19 protein-coding genes are annotated in these 20,189 nt (G+C 67.7%); 12 read left to right on the top strand and 7 right to left on the bottom strand.

Features of this window, described 5'->3' with window-relative positions; genetic code table 11:
• Position 1 precedes the first annotated feature (1 nt).
• Both QM721_RS14345 and QM721_RS14340 read left to right on the top strand, forming a co-directional pair.
• The gene (locus QM721_RS14345; protein WP_415123166.1) at positions 2-1,282 is read left to right on the top strand and encodes a VWA domain-containing protein; all 1,281 of its coding nucleotides are present in this window, start codon (positions 2-4) and stop codon (positions 1,280-1,282) included.
• Between the two features lies 1 nt (position 1,283).
• Positions 1,284-2,120 carry an FHA domain-containing protein gene (locus tag QM721_RS14340; RefSeq protein ID WP_415123164.1) on the top strand — a complete coding sequence of 279 codons (837 nt, stop codon included), beginning with the start codon at positions 1,284-1,286 and terminating at the stop codon, positions 2,118-2,120.
• 181 nt (positions 2,121-2,301) lie between these two features.
• Here the strand turns inward: QM721_RS14340 and QM721_RS14335 are convergent, their stop codons facing one another.
• Positions 2,302-3,057 carry a dienelactone hydrolase family protein gene (locus tag QM721_RS14335; RefSeq protein ID WP_415123162.1) on the bottom strand — a complete coding sequence of 252 codons (756 nt, stop codon included), beginning with the start codon at positions 3,055-3,057 and terminating at the stop codon, positions 2,302-2,304.
• A 128-nt stretch (positions 3,058-3,185) separates the two neighbouring features.
• On the opposite strand from QM721_RS14335, the gene QM721_RS14330 reads away from it, so the two are divergent.
• Together QM721_RS14330 and QM721_RS14325 are read left to right on the top strand one after the other, a co-directional pair.
• Positions 3,186-4,316, top strand: coding sequence for a DUF3500 domain-containing protein (locus QM721_RS14330; protein WP_415123160.1), 1,131 nt, complete (start codon positions 3,186-3,188; stop codon positions 4,314-4,316).
• A 16-nt stretch (positions 4,317-4,332) separates the two neighbouring features.
• Positions 4,333-5,742: a HupE/UreJ family protein gene (locus QM721_RS14325; RefSeq protein ID WP_415123158.1), complete on the top strand. Its 1,410-nt coding sequence runs from the start codon at positions 4,333-4,335 to the stop codon at positions 5,740-5,742.
• Here the strand turns inward: QM721_RS14325 and QM721_RS14320 are convergent.
• The 3 genes from QM721_RS14320 to QM721_RS14310 form a co-directional block, all read right to left on the bottom strand.
• Complete coding sequence (locus QM721_RS14320; protein ID WP_415123156.1) at positions 5,699-6,337, bottom strand: vitamin K epoxide reductase family protein; 639 nt, start codon at positions 6,335-6,337, stop codon at positions 5,699-5,701. The two genes, QM721_RS14325 and QM721_RS14320, sit on opposite strands and share 44 nt — an antisense overlap.
• Positions 6,327-7,112 (bottom strand): DsbA family protein, encoded by a 786-nt coding sequence (locus QM721_RS14315; protein ID WP_415123154.1) that lies wholly within the window; start codon positions 7,110-7,112, stop codon positions 6,327-6,329. The genes QM721_RS14320 and QM721_RS14315 overlap by 11 nt, the downstream gene beginning before the upstream one ends.
• A 133-nt stretch (positions 7,113-7,245) precedes the next feature.
• Entirely contained in the window at positions 7,246-7,722 is a 477-nt protein-coding gene (locus tag QM721_RS14310; protein ID WP_415123152.1) for a hypothetical protein, read from the bottom strand.
• A gap of 165 nt (positions 7,723-7,887) precedes the next feature.
• Between QM721_RS14310 and QM721_RS14305 the strand changes: the two genes are divergently transcribed.
• Both QM721_RS14305 and QM721_RS14300 read left to right on the top strand, forming a co-directional pair.
• Positions 7,888-8,112, top strand: a complete 225-nt coding sequence (locus tag QM721_RS14305; protein WP_415123150.1) for a DUF3107 domain-containing protein — start codon at positions 7,888-7,890, stop codon at positions 8,110-8,112.
• 81 nt (positions 8,113-8,193) lie between these two features.
• Entirely contained in the window at positions 8,194-9,801 is a 1,608-nt protein-coding gene (locus QM721_RS14300; protein ID WP_415123148.1) for a DEAD/DEAH box helicase, read from the top strand.
• Positions 9,802-9,822: 21 nt separating this feature from the next.
• Here the strand turns inward: QM721_RS14300 and QM721_RS14295 are convergent, their stop codons facing one another.
• On the bottom strand, positions 9,823-10,113 hold the full coding sequence (locus tag QM721_RS14295) for a hypothetical protein (RefSeq protein ID WP_415123146.1): 291 nt from the start codon (positions 10,111-10,113) through the stop codon (positions 9,823-9,825).
• A 294-nt stretch (positions 10,114-10,407) separates the two neighbouring features.
• On the opposite strand from QM721_RS14295, the gene QM721_RS14290 reads away from it, so the two are divergent.
• The 4 genes from QM721_RS14290 (at position 10,408) to QM721_RS14275 (ending at position 15,897) form a co-directional block, all read left to right on the top strand.
• Positions 10,408-11,343, top strand: a complete 936-nt coding sequence (locus QM721_RS14290; RefSeq protein ID WP_415123144.1) for a hypothetical protein — start codon at positions 10,408-10,410, stop codon at positions 11,341-11,343.
• Between the two features lie 144 nt (positions 11,344-11,487).
• On the top strand, positions 11,488-12,570 hold the full coding sequence (locus QM721_RS14285) for an S-(hydroxymethyl)mycothiol dehydrogenase (RefSeq protein WP_415123142.1): 1,083 nt from the start codon (positions 11,488-11,490) through the stop codon (positions 12,568-12,570).
• Positions 12,570-13,178 carry an MBL fold metallo-hydrolase gene (locus QM721_RS14280; RefSeq protein WP_415123140.1) on the top strand — a complete coding sequence of 203 codons (609 nt, stop codon included), beginning with the start codon at positions 12,570-12,572 and terminating at the stop codon, positions 13,176-13,178. Before QM721_RS14285 ends, QM721_RS14280 begins: the two co-directional genes overlap by 1 nt.
• Positions 13,179-14,175: 997 nt before the next feature.
• A complete protein-coding gene (locus QM721_RS14275) occupies positions 14,176-15,897 on the top strand; it encodes an alpha-glucosidase (protein WP_415123138.1) in 1,722 nt (573 codons plus the stop codon).
• A gap of 206 nt (positions 15,898-16,103) precedes the next feature.
• Here the strand turns inward: QM721_RS14275 and QM721_RS14270 are convergent, their stop codons facing one another.
• A complete protein-coding gene (locus QM721_RS14270) occupies positions 16,104-16,892 on the bottom strand; it encodes a nitrilase-related carbon-nitrogen hydrolase (protein ID WP_415123136.1) in 789 nt (262 codons plus the stop codon).
• A 20-nt stretch (positions 16,893-16,912) separates the two neighbouring features.
• On the opposite strand from QM721_RS14270, the gene QM721_RS14265 reads away from it, so the two are divergent.
• Positions 16,913-17,545 (top strand): GntR family transcriptional regulator, encoded by a 633-nt coding sequence (locus QM721_RS14265; protein WP_415123134.1) that lies wholly within the window; start codon positions 16,913-16,915, stop codon positions 17,543-17,545.
• A gap of 14 nt (positions 17,546-17,559) precedes the next feature.
• Here QM721_RS14265 and QM721_RS14260 read toward each other — a convergent pair whose 3' ends face one another.
• On the bottom strand, positions 17,560-18,885 hold the full coding sequence (locus QM721_RS14260) for an MFS transporter (protein ID WP_415123132.1): 1,326 nt from the start codon (positions 18,883-18,885) through the stop codon (positions 17,560-17,562).
• Positions 18,886-18,995: 110 nt separating this feature from the next.
• Between QM721_RS14260 and QM721_RS14255 the strand changes: the two genes are divergently transcribed.
• Positions 18,996-19,691: a DUF2848 family protein gene (locus QM721_RS14255; protein ID WP_415123130.1), complete on the top strand. Its 696-nt coding sequence runs from the start codon at positions 18,996-18,998 to the stop codon at positions 19,689-19,691.
• Positions 19,692-20,189: the final 498 nt, after the last annotated feature.

The following is a 20,189-nucleotide window of genomic DNA, read 5'->3' as shown; positions in this document are numbered from 1 at the left end:
GATGGCCCTGTTCACCTCCGCGGTGTACCAGAACGAGTTTCTGCCCGACGGTGGCACCGACGTCAACGCGATCGTCACGATCGCGTGCAGCGGCGCGGGCGCGGCCGGGCAGACCGGCAGCGGTGACGCCGGCGAGATCATCATTGTCGACACCTCGGGCTCGATGGGCAGCGCGAACATGCAGGCCGCCAAGCAGGCAGCGATGGTGGCTCTCGACCACATTCTCGACGGCACCTACTTCGCCGTGGTGGCCGGCAACCACAAGGCGTATCTGGCCTACCCGATGGTGCAGTCGGGTGCCGGGATGGTGCGGATGAGCGCCCGCACCCGGGCCGAGGCGCGACGCGCGATCAGCTTCTTCAGGGCCGACGGCGGCACCGCGATGGGCAACTGGCTGAACCTGGCCCGGGCCCTGTTCGACTCGATCGGCGGCCTGGCTCAGAAGCACGCGATCCTGCTCACCGACGGCGAGAACCACAATGAGACCGAGCAGCAGCTCGACCTGGCGATCCGGGCCAGCATCGGGCAGTTCCAGGTCGACTGCCGCGGCGTCGGCGTCGACTGGAAGGTCGCCGAGATTCGCAAGATCGCCCAGGCGCTGCTGGGCACCTTCGACATCATTCCCAACCCGTCGCAGTTGGGCCTGGCCTTCGCCGAGCTGATGCAGAAGTCGATGGGCCGGGGCGTGGCACAGGCCGACCTGCGGGTGTGGATTCCGCAGGGGGCCCAGGTGCTGTTCGTGCGGCAGGTGTCGCCCACCGTCGAAGACCTGAGCACCCGCGGCGTTCCGCTGAACCCGCTGACGGCGGCCTACCCCACCGGCTCGTGGGGCGACGAGGAGCGCGACTACCACCTGCAGGTGCGGCTGGCGGCCAAGTCGCTGGGCCAGGAGCAGTTGGCGGCCCGAGTGCAGTTGGCGGTGGGCAATGAGGTGCTCACCCAGGGCCTGGTCAAGGCCAAATGGAGTTCAGACCTCAACCTGACCGCCCAGATCAACCCCGAGGTTGCCCACTACACCGGCCAGACCGAGCTGGCCACCGCGATCCAGGAGGGCCTGCAGGCCAAGGCGGCCGGCGACGAGCGAACCGCCACCACCAAGCTGGGCCGGGCCGCTCAACTGGCCGCGCAGACCGGCAACGCCGAGGCCACGGCCAAACTCCGCAAGGTGGTCGACATCGACAACGCCGAGACCGGTACGGTGCGATTGAAACGCACGGTTGAGAAGGCCGACGAGATGGCCCTCGACACCGCGTCCACCAAGACCACCAGAATCAGGGGCTGAGATGGTGACATGCCCGGCAGGTCACACCACGGCCGCCAACGACTATTGCGACGTCTGCGGGCTGCCGATCGGAGCGGGCCAGACCGCGCCGGCCACCGAATCGGCACCGAGCCGTCCGGCCGGGGCGCGGTGCCCCAATTGCGCGGCCCTCAATGCCCCGGACGCCTTGTTCTGCGAGGCCTGCGGTTACGATTTCACCACCGGAACGCTCCCCCGGTCTGCAACGCCCCCGCCGACCGCCGAGACCCCACCCTCGCCGGCCGAGACCCCACCCTCGCCGGTCGAGCTTGTCGAGACCCCGCCCCAGGTCAGCTCCGCCCCGATGCCGTCCCAGCCCTGGGACGCGCCCGCCGCACTCGAGGCGTCCCCCGTGTCGCTCCCCCCGCACGCCGGACGCCTGCTGCACCCGCAGCCCACGACGCTCGACTGGGTCGCCGAAGTCTGGATCGACCCCGACTGGTACGCCACCCAGGGTTCGACCGATGCGCTGCCCTCGCCGGGGCTGCCCGAGGTGGTGCCGCTGCGGGCGTCGTCGGCGCTGATCGGTCGGGTCTCGGTAAGCCGCAACATCCACCCCGACATCGACTGCGACCCCGACACCGGCGTCAGCCGGCGGCACGCGCAGATCAGCACCGACGGCACCCGGTGGTGGATCGAAGATCTCGAGTCGGCCAACGGCACCTTCATCGGGGCCTCCGCCGGCCCGCTGCCCCAGCAACCGATCGGACGTGGCCGCGTCGAGTTCGCCCCCGACCAGCGGCTCTACTTGGGCGGCTGGACCCGCATCGTGATTCGCCGGGCCACCGACGACGAATTGCAGGCATTCACCGCCCACTGACCACGCTTGGCCGGCAGGCTATCGACCACCGCTGGTTGCGCTTTTCGAAACCCCTTGCCAAAGCCCATACCCGTGGTCTCGCCAAGCTCGACCCGCGAAGTGCGCGGTGAGCGCCGGCGAGATCGAGGTATTCCCAAGGTCTCGACAAGCTGTGACCAACTCGACCAGCGAAAATCAGCGTCTAGTCCGGCGTGCCGCACCCGGAGCCGAGCGTCCGGGCGAAAAGGTCTCTGAGCTGGCCAAAGGCCCACTCGGTGGCGTCGGCATTCCACGCTGCCGTGTCCGACATCGTGTAGCCGTGAGCCGCGTTGGGCACAATCACGTTCGTGCCGCTCAAACCCGCCGATTGCAGCGCCTGGTCCAGACTCTTCACGTTGTCAGGCGTCATCATGGCGTCGTTGTCGGCGTTGGCGAACAGGTACTGTGCGCGGGCCGTCGCCAAGGCGAGATGCGGCGAGTCGTCCTCGTCGCCGACCAGGCTGGCCGTGTGTAGCGCCGCGCACGCAGCGACATCGTCGGGGAGCGCTCCTGACAGGCGCACCGCGTACCGTCCGCCCATGCAGAAGCCGACCGTGCCGATCGGGCCGGGCCGCACCCCGGGAACCGCACGCAGGGCGTCCAGATACGCCGAGAAGTCGCGCTCGGCCAACTCGGTGGTCAGGTGGCCCATCCGCGGCACGCAGGTCTGAAAGAACGCACCCATGCCTTCGGGGGTCGCAATGTCGCCGGGTGGCGTGAACTCGGCCACCGTGCCGGCGCGGTAGAACACGTTCGGCGCGAGCACGACGTAGCCCCAGCCGGCGATCCGCTCGGCGATCTGCTGAATCCGCGGACGCAACCCGAACGCGTCCATGAACAACAACACGCCGGGGCCCCCACCCGGTGCCGACGCGACGATGGCTTCGGCTGTGCCGTCGGCAGTGGTGATCTGCAACATGAGTGAACCCTAGCCGCGCTGTGCCCACCGTCGGTCGCGAGGTTCACGTGGTCACATCGCTTGTTCCCGTCTCGCCGGGGTGAGAGGCTGGGGTGCCGCTCCCGATGGATTTTGCGAAAGGTGACATCGTGACGAACGACGCATTCGTCAAGTTGAGTAAGGCGGCGATCGCCCTCGGATCGGCGGTGCTGCTGGCGCTGGCGGGGTGTACCGCCACCACGACATCTGAGACGGCCACGGCCTCAACAACCGCCACGGCCTCAACAACCGCGACCAGCACGGCCACGGCGAGTTCCGCGGTCGCCGCCGTGGTGACGGCCGCCGACGCCTTTTTGGCGACCTTGGACTCGAGCCAGGTCGCCGAGGTCGTGCTCGAGATCACCAACGACAATGCGGCGGCGTGGTCGAACCTGCCGTGCGGGTCGGACTGCCGCAACGGCATCGAGTTCAGCACCCTCAGCGACACGCAGCTCACGGCGGCGAAGGCCGTGCTGCAAGCCGCGCTCAATACCTCCACCGGGGCCGGTTACGACCAGGCGATGCAGATTCTCCTCGCCGACGACGTGCTCGGCAGCGCCGGCAGTGGTGGCGGCGGCGGGGGCGGCAACTACTCCAGCGGCACGTATTTCATGGCCTTCCTCGGCCAGCCGAGCGCCGACGGAACGTGGATGCTTCAGTTCGGCGGGCACCACCTCGCGGTGAACGTGACCTATTCCAAAGGAGCGGTCGAGGGTGGTTCCCCGTACTTCATCGGGGTGGAGCCGACCTCGTGGACTGGCTCGGACGGCACGGCGTATGCGCCCCTGGACACGATGAAGGATGGCATTGAGGCGATGATCACGAGCCTGTCGTCCGACGAGTTGGCCCAGGCGAAGCTGGCGGAGTCGTACACCGATGTGCTCCTGGGCCCTGATCAAGACGGAGCGTTCCCCGAGACGAAGTCCGGCATCAAGGTCTCGTCGCTGTCGGATGCCCAGAAGAAGCTCGTGCTGGCTGCGATGACACCGTGGGTGTCGATCGTGGATGATCACAGTGCCGAAGACCTACTGGCCGTGTACGAGTCCGAGTTGGACGACACCTACATCTCGTACTCCGGATCCACCGACCTGACTGCACAGGGCGACTACGTCCGCATCGACGGGCCGAGCGTCTGGGTCGAGTTCGTCTGCCAGAACGGCGTGGTCTACGCCGACCAGATTCATTACCACACCGTCTATCGCGACCACACGCGCGATTACGGCGGCGAGCTGTCGTTCTGAGCGGCGGAGCCCGCCCATGAAGACCTGGGCACAAGCGGTGGCCGCCGGACTGCTCGCCATCGCCGGCGCCCTGGCGGCGGCCTGGCCTGCATCGGCGCACCCGATGCCGCACTCGGTGGTGGCCCTGAGCGTCGCCGACTCGCACGTCACCGCCGCCATCGAGCTGCCGCTGACCGACCTGACCCTGGCGATGGGATCCGACCCGCTGGGCAGAGACGGCGTGCTGGAGGCCGCCGAGGCCGATCAGGTCGCCGACTACCTCGCCGGCCACCTCGCGGTCACCTCACCCAACGGTGCCGCTTGGGCCGATGAGATCACCGGGATCGAAGCTTCCCAGGCCGAGCAGAGCGACACCGGCGTCTACCAGGAACTTGTCGCCCAGGTCGTGCTCACCCCGCCGGACGGCGAGTCGACACGAGCCTTCACTCTCGACTACGACGCGATCATCCACCAGGTCATCACCCACCGCATTCTCGTCGTCGTCGACAGTGACTGGTTCGGCGGCAACGTGGAGCAGACCACCGAGGTCGGGGTCATCCGAGTCGACTCGGCCACCGGCAGCATCGCCCCGCTCAAGGTCGAACTGGGCTCCGGCAGCGCCTGGGCTGGATTCGCGGCGATGTTCGGTCTCGGTGCCTCCCACATTCTCGAAGGCACCGACCATCTGCTGTTCCTGCTCGTGCTGCTGCTGCCCGCCCCGCTGTTGGCAAGCCGGCGCCGCTGGGCCGAACCGGCACCGGTCCGGCAGGCTTTCAGGCGCATTCTCGGCATCACGATCGCCTTCACCATCGGCCACTCCGCGACCCTCGCGATGGCATCGCTGACCCGGGTCGAGATCCCCGCCGCCCCCGTCGAGGCGTTGATCGCGGGCAGCATCCTGGTGGGCGCCCTGCACGCCCTCAAGCCGATCTTCCCCGGCCGCGAGGCCCTCATCGCGGGCACCTTCGGCCTGGTCCACGGCACCGCCTTCTCGTTCACCCTTGCCGAGTTACACCTGGACGCCGGGCAACTGCTGCTCAGCCTGCTCGGCTTCAACCTCGGCATCGAAGCCATGCAGCTCGCCGTGGTCGCCCTCGTGCTGCCCGCCCTGGTGCTCGCTTCCCAGAGCCGGGGTTACGCGACCCTGCGGGTCGCCGGCGCCACCCTGACCGCGATCGCCGCGATCGGCTGGATGCTCGACCGGCTCGGCCTGGCCAACCCGATCGCGCGGCTTGCCGACGGAATCGTCGGCTACCAGTCCATCGTCCTCGCGGCGCTCTGGGTCTGCGGCCTGCTGTTGTGGACACACTCCCGCCGCAAGCCTGCGGCCGACCCGCTGGCCGTTGCGGTTGGCGGCGACCAGCCCGATGGCGAACCGGTGATCGCCGACCCTGTCGGAGCAGTCACAGCATCAGCGGCACGTACTTCACCACCACCATCGCGGTGACCGTCAGGAGCCACACCACCACCAGCAGCACGTCGAGGTCGTGAGAGATCAACTTCTTCGCGACCGCGCTGGCCCGCTGCGGCAACGGCAGATTGCCGTCGCGAATGTTCACGTGGGTGAGCGAGGTGAACACCAGCGTGGTCGACAAGGTCACCAGCAGGCACCACGGGCACAGCGCCCCGATCACGAAGTAGGCCTGAAAGAACAGCCAGTAGGCGAAGATCACCCCCAGGGTGTAGACGATTTGTGCCGACAGCATGAACCAGCGCGGAAACCGCACCCCGCCGAGACTGGCCACCGCGATGGTGATCACCACCGGCTCGGCCACCAGACCCAGAAACGCGTTCGGAAAGCCGAACAGGCTGGCCTGCCAGGCATTGGCAACCGTGCCGCAACTGATCACCGCGTTGATGTTGCACGACAGGTCTGCCCCGGGGTCGGCGGCCAGCAGCACCGCGTCGATCGACAGCACGAACGACGCGGTGAGGCTGATCAGCGCCGAGAACAGCATGGTGGCGAAGATCCAGCCGTTCGACTGCCGTACCCGGCGCACCCGCTGCAGCAGCCCGCCGCCGGCCCACGCGTTACTGGCCACTCTTGCCCGCCTCGTCGATTGCGGCCTTGAGCGCGCCCGCGGTGAACAGGTTGCCGGTGAACTCGGTGCCGTTGATCTTCACCGTCGGGGTCTGCTTGATGCCAGTACCGAACGCCTGCTGGGTGATCTGCTCCACCCAGGGGGTGTAGGTTTCGCGGCTGATCGAGGCGGCCACATCGGCGGACGCCCCGGCCTGGGTCGCAAAGGCCGTCAACTGCTCATCGGTCAGGCCCGAAGACCCCTCGCTGGGCTGGTTGGCATAGACCAACTGGTTGAATCGCAGGGCCGCGGACGGGTCGGCGTTGGCGACGGTGGCGAGGGCGTTGGCCGCACGGGTGGAGAATCGGGCGCCGGACGACTGTTCGTCGAGAAACGACAGCGGGTAGATCTCCAGGGTGATGGTGCCCGCGGCCACCGCCTGGTCGAGGTAGTCGCTGTTAGCCCGCTCGAACTGGCCGCAGTAGGGGCACATGAAGTCGGCGTACACGCTGACCGTCACCGGGCCGGTGCCGAAGCGCAGGGCACCGGTGTCGGTGGCGATGGCCGGGGCGATCACCGTCGAACCGGACGAGCTGGTGGTGGTGGCGGCCGGGCGATTGCCCAGTACCGCCCACGCCATCACGCCGATCAGGACGACGATGACGGTGATGCCGCCGATCCAGGCCGAGGTCACGATGCGCTTCATTCGCCGCTCGGCGGCGGCCTGCCGTTCGCGCTGTCGCCGCAGCGCCTCGCGTTGATTGGTGTTGTGGGTGGTGTGTTGGGTCTTGCTCATGGCTTTCCTGATCCGGGCTGATAGGCCCTGCTGAGGGTTCGGGACGGCGTTTGGTCGCCGCTGCGCCAGCCGAGGGCTTGGGCGCGGGGAACGTTCCGGTGCGTCGTCGTCGGTGGGACGAGGCGTGGCCGGGTCAGGAACGCCGCGGCGGGCCGCGGCGCGGATTGCTGCGGCGGTGGGCCGGCGTGCTGCCGGCGACCGGAATCGGTGCCGGAGCAGCCGGCCACGACACAACCACCACCAGCGTGGCCAGCCGGCCGAAGATCAGCGCGAGCAACTGCCGTCCGGCCTCGGCCAGGCGGTGCGCGTGACGCAGTAGCACGGCGGCCGCGAACAGGCCGGCCGGCAAGAGCACGGCCTGCACCAGCAATGTGGCAGCCACCATCAACGTCCAGGTGACCACCGGCGCCGGAGCGGTCACGCAGTTGGCGGGGTTCCCGGCAGCGTGGGTCTCGACCAGCGTGTACAGCGGGTGGGCGGTATCGAAACAGGCAACCACCGCCACCCGCGGCAACCGGGCCAGCAGTGGCAGCAACGCCACCAGGGTGAGCGAGGCGGCAATCAGGTGCGACGCCCATCGGGACGATCGCAGCAGGCGCCACGCTCTCATGGCCTCGACCATACCCACTGATGTCACGTCGCATGCCCCGAACGAAGATTCCGGCTTCGGTCGGAACCGAAGCCTCACACGACCGATTGCGCTGACGGCGTACCGCCCACCACGGGCACCACGGCAGCGACTAGATTGGGCCAGTCATCGCGATGAGGAGAAGTCATGGAAGTCAAGGTCGGCATCGTGCAGAGCGGGCGCGAGATCGTGCTCGAGTCTGAAGAGACCGCCGCGGCGGTCGAATCGGCCTTCGCCAAGGCGGTTGCCGACGATGGCGTGCTCAGCCTCATCGACGAACGAGGCCGCAAGGTGCTGGTGCCCGCCGCACGCATCGCCTACCTCGAGATCGGCCAAGAACACGTGCGCCGGGTGGGCTTCGGCGCGCTCTGACCGGCGGCGACTCCCCGACTGAGCGCCTGGTTCGGCCGGTCGGCGCCGCACGGGCTAGACTGCCAAGTACGTACGCACACGATGTGCGTCCCCACGACCGTGGCAGCCAGTCCGCCGCCGGAGTGGGCGTTCCGATTTTCCGGCCTTGCGGCCGGTGCACGTAAGGCCACCGCCCTGAGCGACATCGCTACCCAGGAGCTGCCCGAGGCAGCACCTGAGAACCAGACCACCTTCGCCGATCTCGGCGTCATCGAACCCATCGTGCAGGCGCTGCAGAACGTCGGCATCGAGCACCCGTTCCCGATTCAGTCGCTGGCCATTCCGATCGCCATCAATGGCACCGACATGATCGGCCAGGCCCGCACCGGCACCGGCAAGACGCTGGCGTTCGGCGTCAGCCTGCTGCAGCGCCTGGTGGCCAAGAGCGACGAGGCCTACGCCGATCACCACCCCAAGGGCAAGCCGCAGGCACTGGTGATGTGCCCCACGCGTGAGCTCGCCCTTCAGGTGACCGCCGACCTCGAGGTCGCTTCGGCCGTGCGCAACGTGCGGGTGCTCACCGTCTACGGCGGTGTCGGCTACGACGTGCAGACCAACACGCTCGGCACGGGAGTCGACGTGGTGGTGGGCACCCCGGGCCGGTTGCTCGATCTGGTCACCCGCCGCACGCTCGACCTGTCGGCAGTCAAGGTGCTGGTGCTCGACGAGGCCGACGAGATGCTCGATATGGGCTTTCTGCCCGACGTGGAGCGGCTGATCAGCAAGACCCCGCCCACCCGGCAGACCCTGCTGTTCAGTGCCACCATGCCCTCGGCCGTGATGGGCCTGGCCCGTATGTACCTCAACCAGCCGGTCAACGTGCGCGCCGAAACCCAGGACGCCTCGGTCACCGTGCCCGAGGTCGACCAGTTCGTGTACCAGGCCCACGACCTCGACAAGCCCGAGGTGGTCGGACGCCTGCTGCAGGCCGAGGGCTGTACCAAGACGATCATCTTCACCCGCACCAAGCGGTCGGCCCAGCGCCTCAGCGACGAGCTCACCGAGCGCGGCTTCAGCGTCGGATCACTGCACGGCGACCTCAACCAGGTGCTGCGCGAGAAGTCGTTGAAGCGGTTTCACGAGGGCAAGGTCGACGTGCTGGTGGCCACCGACGTGGCCGCTCGCGGTATCGACGTCACCGGCGTGTCGCACGTGGTGAACTACGAGTGCCCCGACGACGACAAGACCTACGTGCACCGCATCGGACGCACCGGCCGCGCCGGGGCCAAGGGCGTGGCCGTCACCCTGGTCGACTGGGCCGACATGACCCGGTGGAAGGTGATCAACAAGACCCTCGACCTGGCCTTCGCCGAGCCGCCCGAGACCTACTCCACCTCGCATCACCTGTTCACCGACCTGGGCATCGCGCCGGGCACCAAGGGCCGCATCGCTCCCCCGAAGCCGGCCGAGCCGCGCGAGCCCCGTCCGGCCCGCGAGCGTGGGCCCAGGGCCGAGCGCGTCGAGACCACCGACGGACGGGTGCGGCGCCAGCGCCGCCGTCGCTCCGGTGACAAGCCCGCGCAGCCGGAGACCACCGAGCCCACCACCGGCGTCGACGCAGCCTCGGATTCGCCGGCCGACAAGCCCCGCCGGCGCCGGCGCCGGCGCTCGTCCGGCAATCAGTCGGCGCAGCAGGCGTCCGCGGAATAGTCCACGCCAAGAAAGCGCCGATCACCCTAACTCCGCCTGGTCGAGCCCGTCGAAACCACCCCGCTGGTCGAGCCCGTCGAAACCACCCCGCTGGTCGAGCCCGTCGAAACCACCCCGCTGGTCGAGCCCGTCGAAACCACCCCGCTGGTCGAGCCCGTCGAAACCACCCCGCTGGTCGAGCCTGTCGAGACCTCGAGGGAAGCGCTGGTCGAGCCTGTCGAGACCTCGAGGGAAGCGCTGGTCGAGCCTGTCGAGACCTCGAGGGAAGCGCTGGTCGAGCCTGTCGAGACCTCCGTCATCACGCTGGGGCAAGCGTCTTCGACAAGCTCAACCAGCGATGGGCGCATTGATTGGCAATCCCCCCAACGAGAGCACTTCGTTTGAGGTCTCGACAAGCTCGACCGGCGCGATTCAGCACTTCCCTGAACCCAAAGGAACCGTCGCCCTAACCGTTCGTGGACGGTTCCCTTCGTTCGGGGGACGAGTCCTTCGGTCACCTGCTGCTGCTTGGCGAGAGCGCGACAAAGTTGTGTCAGAGGAGCCCCCTAGCGTCGTTGTTGCTGTAGACGTCGGCGAGACAGTTGCTGCAAGAGAGGGGCCCCCACCATGTACCGCGTACCGACCATCGAGAGCATCGCCATCGGCAAGTCCGCGGTGACGGAGTACGTGACCCCCGTTCGTCTGGCTGGCAATTGCCTGGTCGTCGCGTTCGGCGGAGGCGTCCTGGCCTATGCCATCCCGGCCGCCCACCCCATCGTCTCGGTCGTAGTAACCCTCATTGGAGTCGCTGCCGGCTTCTGCATTCCACTCCTGGGGTCACGACCGGCGGAGTTCAGACGACGCCGGGCCCGTGATCTGGAGCCCGGCGAACTCGTCGAGCACGGGGCCGGATCGATGGGCTCCGTCAGCACGGCACCCGTGTTGTGCCGACTCAACGTCGACGACGGAGCCGCCCAGGTCGAGGTCACTCTCGCTGGAATCTCCAAGCCGATGATCTTGCGGCCCGATGCGGTCGTCACCGTGGTCGAGCCGCTCTGGTCCAGCCCGGCAGCCCCCAGCGAACAAGACGCCTGCGCCACACTCGACGAGATCTATACGGGGCTGCTGTCCGAGCCCACCTGGTTGACCGATCAGACGAGCACAGTGGTCGAGGCGGCGGAACGTCTCGGTCTGGTGGAGCGGGCGGTGTGGACGCGCGAACTACGGTGGACCGAGGCTGGTCAGGCTGCACAGACCTGCCTTCTCGCGCTCAGCGAAGCCAACCATCAAGTCACCGAGCCTGCGGTGGTGGTTCGGGTATCGGGCGACCTTCATCTGCACGTGGCCGGCGCCACCATCAATGCCGATCGGTTGATCGAGCAGGTGTTCGAACGTGCCACCACCGAGGCCCAGCGGGTGGCCGCGGAGGCCCTTCGCGCGGCAGTTCAGCAGGAGGATCCGCAGCGAATCCGCAACGGGTTGCTCGGTGTGGGGCGCGACGTGGTGATCGGAATTCTCGGCTCGGCCGCCTGGGAGGCCATCAGAATCAGTAGCGGTTTGTAGACTCGGTCGACGCAGCATCGCCCACAAGGCAGCCGTACCAGACAAGCACCGCAGGGAATTGATCGGGTGCCGGTTGACCGTCCGGTCGGGGCCTTCCACGATCGAACCAGGGCAGTAGTGCCGACGACGGGAGATTCGACAGACATGCAGCAGGTCAAGGGCCTCATCGCTCGCAGCAAGGGCGCACCGGTTGAACTGGTCACGATCAATGTGCCCGACCCGGGACCGGGCGAGGCGGTGGTGAAGGTGCAGGCCTGTGGCGTGTGCCACACCGACCTGCATTACCGCGAGGGCGGCATCGGCGATGACTACCCCTACCTGCTGGGGCACGAGGCTGCCGGCGTCGTCGAGTCCGTGGGGCCCGACGTTCACAATCTGGCCGCGGGTGACTACGTGATCCTCAACTGGCGCGCGGTCTGCGGCGCCTGTCGGGCGTGCCTGCGGGGGCGTCCGTGGTACTGCTTCAACACCCACAACGCCACCCAGAAGATGACCCTGGAGGACGGCACGCAGCTCTCCCCCGCCCTGGGCATCGGGGCATTCGTCGACAAGACGCTGGTGGCGGCCGGCCAGTGCACCAAGATCGACCCACAGGCCCGACCGGCCGCCGCGGGCCTGCTGGGCTGTGGCGTGATGGCAGGCCTGGGGGCCGCACTCAACACCGGCGACGTGGCCCGGGGCGATTCGGTGGCGGTGATCGGGTGCGGCGGCGTCGGTGCCGCAGCCGTCGTGGGTGCCCGGCTGGCCGGGGCAGCACAGATCATCGCTGTCGACATCGACGACCGCAAGCTCACCAGGGCGGTCGAGCTGGGCGCCACGCATACGGTCAACTCCGCCCGGCACGACGCGGTCGAGGCGATCCAAGAGCTGACCGGCGGGTTCGGAGCCGATGTGGTGATCGACGCGGTGGGCCGTCCGGAGACCTGGAAGCAGGCGTTCTACGCGCGCGACCTGGCCGGCACCGTGGTGCTGGTCGGCGTGCCCACCCCGGCGATGCAGCTCGAACTGCCGTTGCTCGACGTGTTCGGCCGGGGCGGGGCGCTCAAATCGTCGTGGTACGGCGACTGCCTGCCCAGCCGCGATTTTCCGATGCTGATCGACCTGTACCGCCAAGGCCGGCTGCCGCTGGACTCCTTCGTCACCGAAGAGATCAGCATCGACGACGTCGAGGCCGCCTTCGACAAGATGCACGGCGGCGACGTGCTGCGTTCGGTGGTGGTCTTCTGATGCCCGCCCGCATCGATCACGCGGTCACTTCGGGCACCTTCTCGCTCGACGGTGAGACCTTCGACGTCGACAACAACGTGTGGGTGATCGGCGACGACTACGAGTGCGTGGTGATCGACGCCCCGCACGATCTGGCCGCGATCACCAGACTGATCGATGGCCGCCGGGTGAAAGCCGTGATCTGCACGCACGCCCACGACGACCACGTGCGCTACGCGCCGGCGCTGGGCCGGGTGACCGGTGCACCGGTACTGCTGCACCCGGCCGATCTGCCGGTATGGCATTTGACTCACGAAGGTCCCCCCGACGGCGAGTTGTTCGACAGCGAGACGATCACCGTCGCGGGCCAGACCCTGCGCATTCTGCACACCCCGGGCCATGCACCCGGAGCGGTCTGCATCTACCTACCAGGCCTCACCACGGTGTTCACCGGCGACACACTGTTCAACGGCGGCCCAGGCGCCACCGGCCGCAGCTTCAGCGACCGCGACACCCTGGTGGCCTCGATTCGCACGACGCTGTTCACCCTGCCGGACGACACGGTGGTCAAGACCGGCCACGGTGACGACACCACCATCGGAGCCGAAAAGGCTGCCCTCGGGAACTGATCAGGGGACGGTTCCCCAGACTTGCAACCGCAGGTTTCACGCGGTCGTCTGCGACACCCGGCCAATTTGCGCATGGTCGGCTCCCTACCGGGATGCGGCGAACCGGGTTGATCTTCTCGATCTTGTCGTCGACCGCCGTGCGAACCCTTGTGCCGCCTCTCGCCGTCAGGAAAGCCCTGATTTTCGCTGGTCGAGCAAGCCGAGACCCCGGTTCGCTGGTCGAGCATGCCGAGACCCCGGTTCGCTGGTCGAGCATGCCGAGACCCCGGTTCGCTGGTCGAGCATGCCGAGACCCCGGTTCGCTGGTCGAGCATGCCGAGACCCCGGTTCGCTGGTCGAGCATGCCGAGACCCCGGTTCGCTGGTCGAGCATGCCGAGACCCCGGTTCGCTGGTCGAGCATGCCGAGACCCCGGTTCGCTGGTCGAGCATGCCGAGACCCCGGTTCGCTGGTCGAGCATGCCGAGACCCCGGTTCGCTGGTCGAGCTTGCCGAGACCCCGGTTCGCTGGTCGAGCTTGCCGAGACCCCTGATAGGGGGCTCCGATAAGGGGTTTCGACAAGCTCAACCGGCGGGGATTGATGTGAGCAGCGCTTCGCCAAAGTCGAGGAAGCACCACGGGTAGCTCCGCTAAACCACAGTCGAGCATCACCAGAGGTCCGGACCGGGTTGTCGGCTGGGCCGGCATTACCACGGTGGTCACGATTTCTCCGTCAAGGGTGACGACGACAAGGGCCACGTGCAGGGCCCAACACCGGTGCCGGTGAGCGCGCTGGGCCCGTCCGGGGTGGGCCCACGTGATCGCACGCCGGGCCGGGCCGGACGTCACCCGCCGCTAGAACATTTCCCAGACGATGATCGTCGGGGTGGTCAAGTAGGCTGACCACCGGTTCTCGCAACGAAGCCCAACCGAGCGCAGGTCTCTGGACAGGAGCGTCACATCGGCCGTGGCGGGTCTGTCCAGGGGGCACGCATTCGTTCCCGACAAGGAGAAACATCATGAGCAGCCCGGCAGAGTTCGATGGTGCGGCTCGTCCAGACCTCTGGTGGCGCTCCGCGGTCGTCTACCAGATCTACCCACGCTCGTTCCAGGACTCCAACGGCGACGGCATCGGCGACATTCCGGGCATCACGAGCCGGCTGGACTACCTCGCCGAGCTCGGGGTGGACGTGCTCTGGCTCTCGCCGGTGTACTCCTCGCCGCAGGTCGACAACGGCTACGACATCAGCGACTACCACGACGTCGATCCGCTGTTCGGCACCCTCGCCGATCTCGACGAACTGATCGCCCAGGCGCACACCCGCGGCATCAAGGTGGTGATGGATCTGGTGGTGAACCACACCTCCGACCAGCACCCCTGGTTCGTCGAGTCCCGCCAGCCGGGCTCGGCGAAACGGGACTGGTACTTCTGGCGTCCGGCCCGACCGGGTCACGAACCGGGAACTCCCGGCGCCGAGCCCGATGACAGCCAGGCCGCGTTCGCCCCGTCCACCTGGACCTACGATCCGCGCAGTGGCGAGTACTACCTGGGCATCTTCAGCTCCGCCCAGCCCGATCTGAACTGGGAGATGCCCGAGGTTCGCCACGCCGTCTACGCGATGATGCGCTGGTGGGTCGACCGCGGCGTCGACGGCTTCAGGATGGACGTCATCAACCTCATCTCGAAGCCGCCGGCGTTCATCTCGGGCGAGCCGCTCGACCCCGGCTCGGCGGGGCTCGGCCAGATTGCGAATGGGCCCCGACTGGACGAGTTTCTGGCCGAGATGAACCGCGAGGTCGGCCTCGACGTGCAGAACCTGCTCACCGTTGGCGAGATGCCGGGTGCGACGATCGAGGTGGCCCGCCGGGTCACCGACCCCGCGCGGCGTGAGTTGAACATGGTGTTCACCTTCGAACACGTCAGCCTCGATCAGGTCGACTGGAACAAATGGCATCTGGCTGACTTGCCGCTTCCGCGGCTCAAGCAGAACCTGGCCCATTGGCAGGACGGGCTGGCCCAGGCCGGCTGGAACTCGCTGTACTACGACAACCACGACCAGCCGCGTGCGGTCTCTCGGTTCGGCGACGACTCCGCGGAGCATCGGGTGAATTCGGCCAAGACGCTGGCCACCGTGCTGCACCTGCACAAGGGCACGCCGTACGTCTATCAGGGTGAGGAGTTCGGCATGACGAACGCCCCACTCACCCAGATCGAGCACTACCTCGACGTCGAATCGCTGAACTACGCGACCCAGGCGGCGGCGGCCGGCGTGCCCGAGGAGCAGATCCTGCGGTCGCTGGCCCGCAAGGCCCGCGACCATGCCCGCACCCCCGTTCAGTGGGACCAGAGCCCCCACGCCGGCTTCACCACCGGCGTGCCATGGATGGGTGTCAACCCGAACTACCGCCAGATCAATGCCGAGGCGGCACGCCGCGACCCGGATTCAGTGTTCGGGCACTTTCAGCGGCTGATTCGGTTGCGGCACACCGACGAAGTGGTGCGCGAGGGCCACTTCGTCCTGCTGCTGCCTGAGCACGACCAGCTCTGGACGTTCACCCGCAGCCTGGGCGATCGGGTTCTGCTGGTGATCGCCAACTGCTCGTCGACGCCGGCCGAGCTGCCGCCGGGAGCACTGCCGAACCTGGACCAAGCCATGCTGCTGCTAGGCACCCATCCGGACTCCGCCGGCGGCACGCTGGCCCCGTGGGAGTCACGGGTGTTGCGGCTTGCCGCCGACTAGGGAAGCGCTGATCCGCGCCGGTCGAGCCTGTCGCGACGCCGACCATGCCGCTGGTCGGGCGATCGAAATCCCTTGCCACGGTGACATATTCGCGGTCTCGACAAGCTCGACCAACGGGGTCGACCGACGGGCTCGACAAGCTCGACCAACGGGGTCGACCGACGGGCTCGACGAACGGGGTCGACGAACGGGGTCGACGAGCGGGCTCAGGGCCTCCGCAGCACCGGCACCCGGGCCCGGACGTCGGCCACCAGGGTGGGTTCGACGTCGGCGAGCAGAATGCCCTCCCCCGCCGCCAGCCGGGCCCGAACCCCGCCGAGCGGATCGATGCAGGCGCTGCGTCCGATGCCCAGCGGGTCGGTTCCCGACGGCGCCGTCCAAGCCTGGTCGCAGGCCAGCAGCCAGGCCTGGGCGTCCATGGCCCGGGCCCGAACCAGCAGATCCCACTGCTCGGCCTTGCCCGGCCCCTCGCCCCAGGACGCCGGCACCAGCACGATCTCTGCGCCCCTTCGCCCCAGCTCGGTGAACTGGCCGGAGAACCGCAGGTCGAAGCAGGTGGCCAGCCCGAAGGTAGTGCCGAAGGCTGAGAAGGTGACCAGCGAATCCCCCGGCGCGACCGTGTCCGATTCCCGGGAACCGAAGGCGTCGAAGAGGTGGATCTTGTCGTAGCGGGTCTCCACGCCGGCCCCGGTGACCAGCAGCGTATTGTGCACCCGGCCGTCGCCCGACGGGGTGAACATGCCGGCCACGATCAGCAGCCCGGTCTCGGCTGCTACGTCGCGGACGCCGGTCGCGAACGGGCCGTCCAGTGGCTGGCACAGCGCGCGAAGGTCGCTGCCGAAACAGGCCATGCTCGCCTCGGGAAAAACCGCGACCCGGGCGCCACCCTCGGCCGCGGCCCGGGCGTCGGCACGCACCCGTTCCAGGTTCGCCACCCAGTCGCCGCCCGCATTGGACTGACAGGCGGCAAGACGCAGTGCTGTGGTCATCGTCATCTCTCCGGTATACATGCCTCATGTCGCCTCGGACAGGACGTGAAGCCGCGTATCAGCATCTCTTGACCGCACTGCTGTCCGACCCGTCCATGGTCGGCACGTTCATCGACGAGGCTACGATCGCGAAGCGGATCGGAGTGAGCCGGACGCCGGTTCGCGAGGCATTGCTGCTGCTGTCCGCGCAGGGCCTGGTGCAGCTCATTCCCAACCGAGGCGCCTTCGTGCCGGCTCTGTCGGCCGAAGAGGTGCACCAGATTCTGCAGGCCCGCTCGGTGATCGAAGTGTGGGCGGCTCGTCAGGCGATGCGCAACCTGGCCGTGCCGCTCGACCAGATGCAGGCGGCTCTGCAACGACAGCGACAACTGCCTGCCGATACTCCCGCCCACGAGTTCGTCGCCCTGGACCGCGACTTTCACACCGAACTGGTGGCAGCAGGAGGCAACCCGATCATCACCCAGATGTACGAGGCTGCCCGGGTGCGACATGTGGTGATCGGGGTCGCCGCTTTGGAACGCGACCCCGACGGACGCCACCAGGTGATCGCCGAACATCAGGCCATCGTGGACGCTCTCGCCTCGGGTGCCGAGAACGCCGTCGAACACGCCCTGCGGGCCCATCTGCTGCACACCGCCACCCGGCACGCGCGCGGCTGACCTGGCGGTATGGGTCACGACGCCACGTTCTCGAGTAGTGCCTCGTCGACATCATCGACCACGGCCCGCCCCATGGCCAAGCCGACCAGGGTGAGCAGGCAAGCGCCGGCGATGTAGATGGCGATCGCCCAACTGTTGTGGCCGTTGGCCCAGAACAGGGCGAACATGGTGGGCGCCAGCCCGCCGGCGAAGATGCCCGCGAACGTGTACGCCAGTGAACTGCCGGTGTACCGCAACCGCGCCGGGAACTGTTCGGCTACGTGTGCCGCTTGTGGGGCGTACATGAACGAGTGGAACAGCAGGCCCACGATGACTCCGAAGATCGCCAGCCCGAATGAGCGTTCTTGCTGCATCCCGATGAACACGAACCCCCAGATCGCACCCAGAACGCAGGCGACCGCGTACAGCATCCGGCGATTGATCCGGTCCGACAGCCAGCCGGCGAACGGCATCGTGAACACCTGAATGAGGCCGGCCGTCATGGTCGCGGTGAGGGCCTGTTGGTTGGTCAGCGGGTTGGGTCCGTTCTGCAGCCAGGTAATCACGTACACGGCGAAGAAGGCATACAGCACGTCGGGCCCGAAGCGCACCAGAATGGCACCCAGCAGCGCGCGGCCCTGGGTGCGGAAGACCTCCGAGACCGGGGCCTCGGGCGCGTCGCCGAGTTCCACGATCTTCTGAAAGACCGGTGTCTCCTCCAACTGGTGACGAATCCACAGCCCGAACCCCACCAGCACCAGCGACAGCATGAACGCCACCCGCCAGCCCCACGAGAGGAAGGCCTCAGGCGACATCGAGATAGTCATCACGACCAGCAGCAGGTTGGCCAGGAAGCTGCCCAGCGGCACCCCGGTCTGTGCCGCGGACGCCCACAGCCCGCGGGTGCCGGGCCGGGCGAACTCCGAGGACAGCAGCACCGCGCCGCCCCATTCGCCACCGACCCCGACGCCCTGGGCGAAGCGGAGCACCACGAGCATGATCGGCGCCCAGATGCCGACCGTCTGGTAGGTGGGCAGCAGGCCGATCGCGAAGGTGGCCACGCCGATCAGCGTCAGCGTCCAGACCAGCACCTTCTTGCGGCCGATCACGTCGCCGAGCCGGCCGAAGACGATCCCGCCGACGGGCCGGGCGACATAGCCGGCGCCGTAGGTCAGGAACGCCTTGATCATGTCCATGCCCGGGTCGGAGCCGTCGAAGAATAGTTTGCTGAACACGGTGCCGGTGACGGCTCCGAACAGGGCGAAGTCGTACCACTCCAGTGCTGTGCCGGACAGGCTGGCCACGAACGCCTTGTGCAGGTTCCGACGCTCGGCGGCTGTGTGGGGAACTGTGTCGGTCATTATTCCGTCTCCCTTGTCATGGCCTCATGCTCTTGCTTGTCGTGGCTTAATACTCGTTGTATACAGATGGGGAGGCAAGGCATTCAGCCAATCCGATACAAGGAGGAAACATGGCCACCCTGGCCTTCAGGCTCGCCGGCGACGGCACCGCGCGGCTCGACCCGAGTTACGTCCTCAACGGCGGCTACGCCGGTCGTGACATCGAGCAGGCCCAGCACCACATCGACGAACTCGCCGAGCTGGGCATTCCGGGGCCGGCCACGATTCCCACCCTCTACCCGCTGGCCCGGTTACTGGCGGTGCAGGGCGATCACGTTCAGGTTCCCCATGGCCGCACCTCGGGCGAGGCCGAGTGGGCGCTGCTGGTGCCGGCGGACGCGACCTCGCCCGACGACTACCTGGTGACCGCCGCCTGCGACCACACCGACCGTGCCCTGGAGGTGCATGGGGTGGCCTGGAGCAAGCAATCGGCGCCCGACTTTCTCGGCGACGTGGCCTGGCGCTGGGGCGACGTGCGCGACACCTTCGACTCGTTCACGCTGCGCGCCTGGGTCACCAACGACGGCGTCGAGCAACTCATCCAGGACGGCTCGCCGGCATTGCTGCTCTCCCCCGACTACTGGATCGAGCGGCTGGCGCAGGCGGGACGGCTGCAGCCCGGCACCGTGGTGATGAGCGGCACCATTCCGATGCTGCCCGGCATCGACCAGTTCGCCGACGCCTGGCGGGTCGAGCTGGCCGCCCCCGACAAGACGGTGAGCCGGGTCGGTTACACGGTGGAGGTGCTGCCTCCGGCCTGGGACTGAGCCCGGGAAGCCAGCAGTCCACTGGCGGGTCCGGCTGGCTGGTGCGGCTCAGCACCGACCAGGTCCACCGGCATCGCGTTGAGCATGGCGACCAACAACACTGCTCGACGCAACCGCCGCTGGCTGGGCTTTTCGAAACCGCCTCACCATCCGCGACTTCCTGCAACGCCTTCGTGACCGCGTCAAGCAACACTGCGACGACCGCCACCAGGCATGGCCACCCAGAGCGCGATTCAGCCGATACCTCGCCGAATCCGCCAGGCGATCAGACGTCGATCAAACTTGCGAAGCAATGGCAACAGGCGGCTGGTCGGCGGATCACGAAAGCATGGCGGGCTCGATCGTGGCCCAAAGCGGGCTCGAGAAACGTGACCGAGACTCGGTGTGAACGGAAAGACGCTGGCCGATGCCGTGGCTTCCGTATTACAACCGGACACGCCGACACTCCACACTCGGCTATTTGACACCACACGAATACGAGCTAGGATACAGAAACAT

This window comes from Micropruina sp. (genome assembly GCF_047602085.1).
Taxonomy (GTDB): Bacteria; Actinomycetota; Actinomycetes; order Propionibacteriales; family Propionibacteriaceae; genus Micropruina.
Note: the sequence above shows the minus strand (reverse complement) of the source record. Positions and strands in the feature narration are given on the sequence as shown.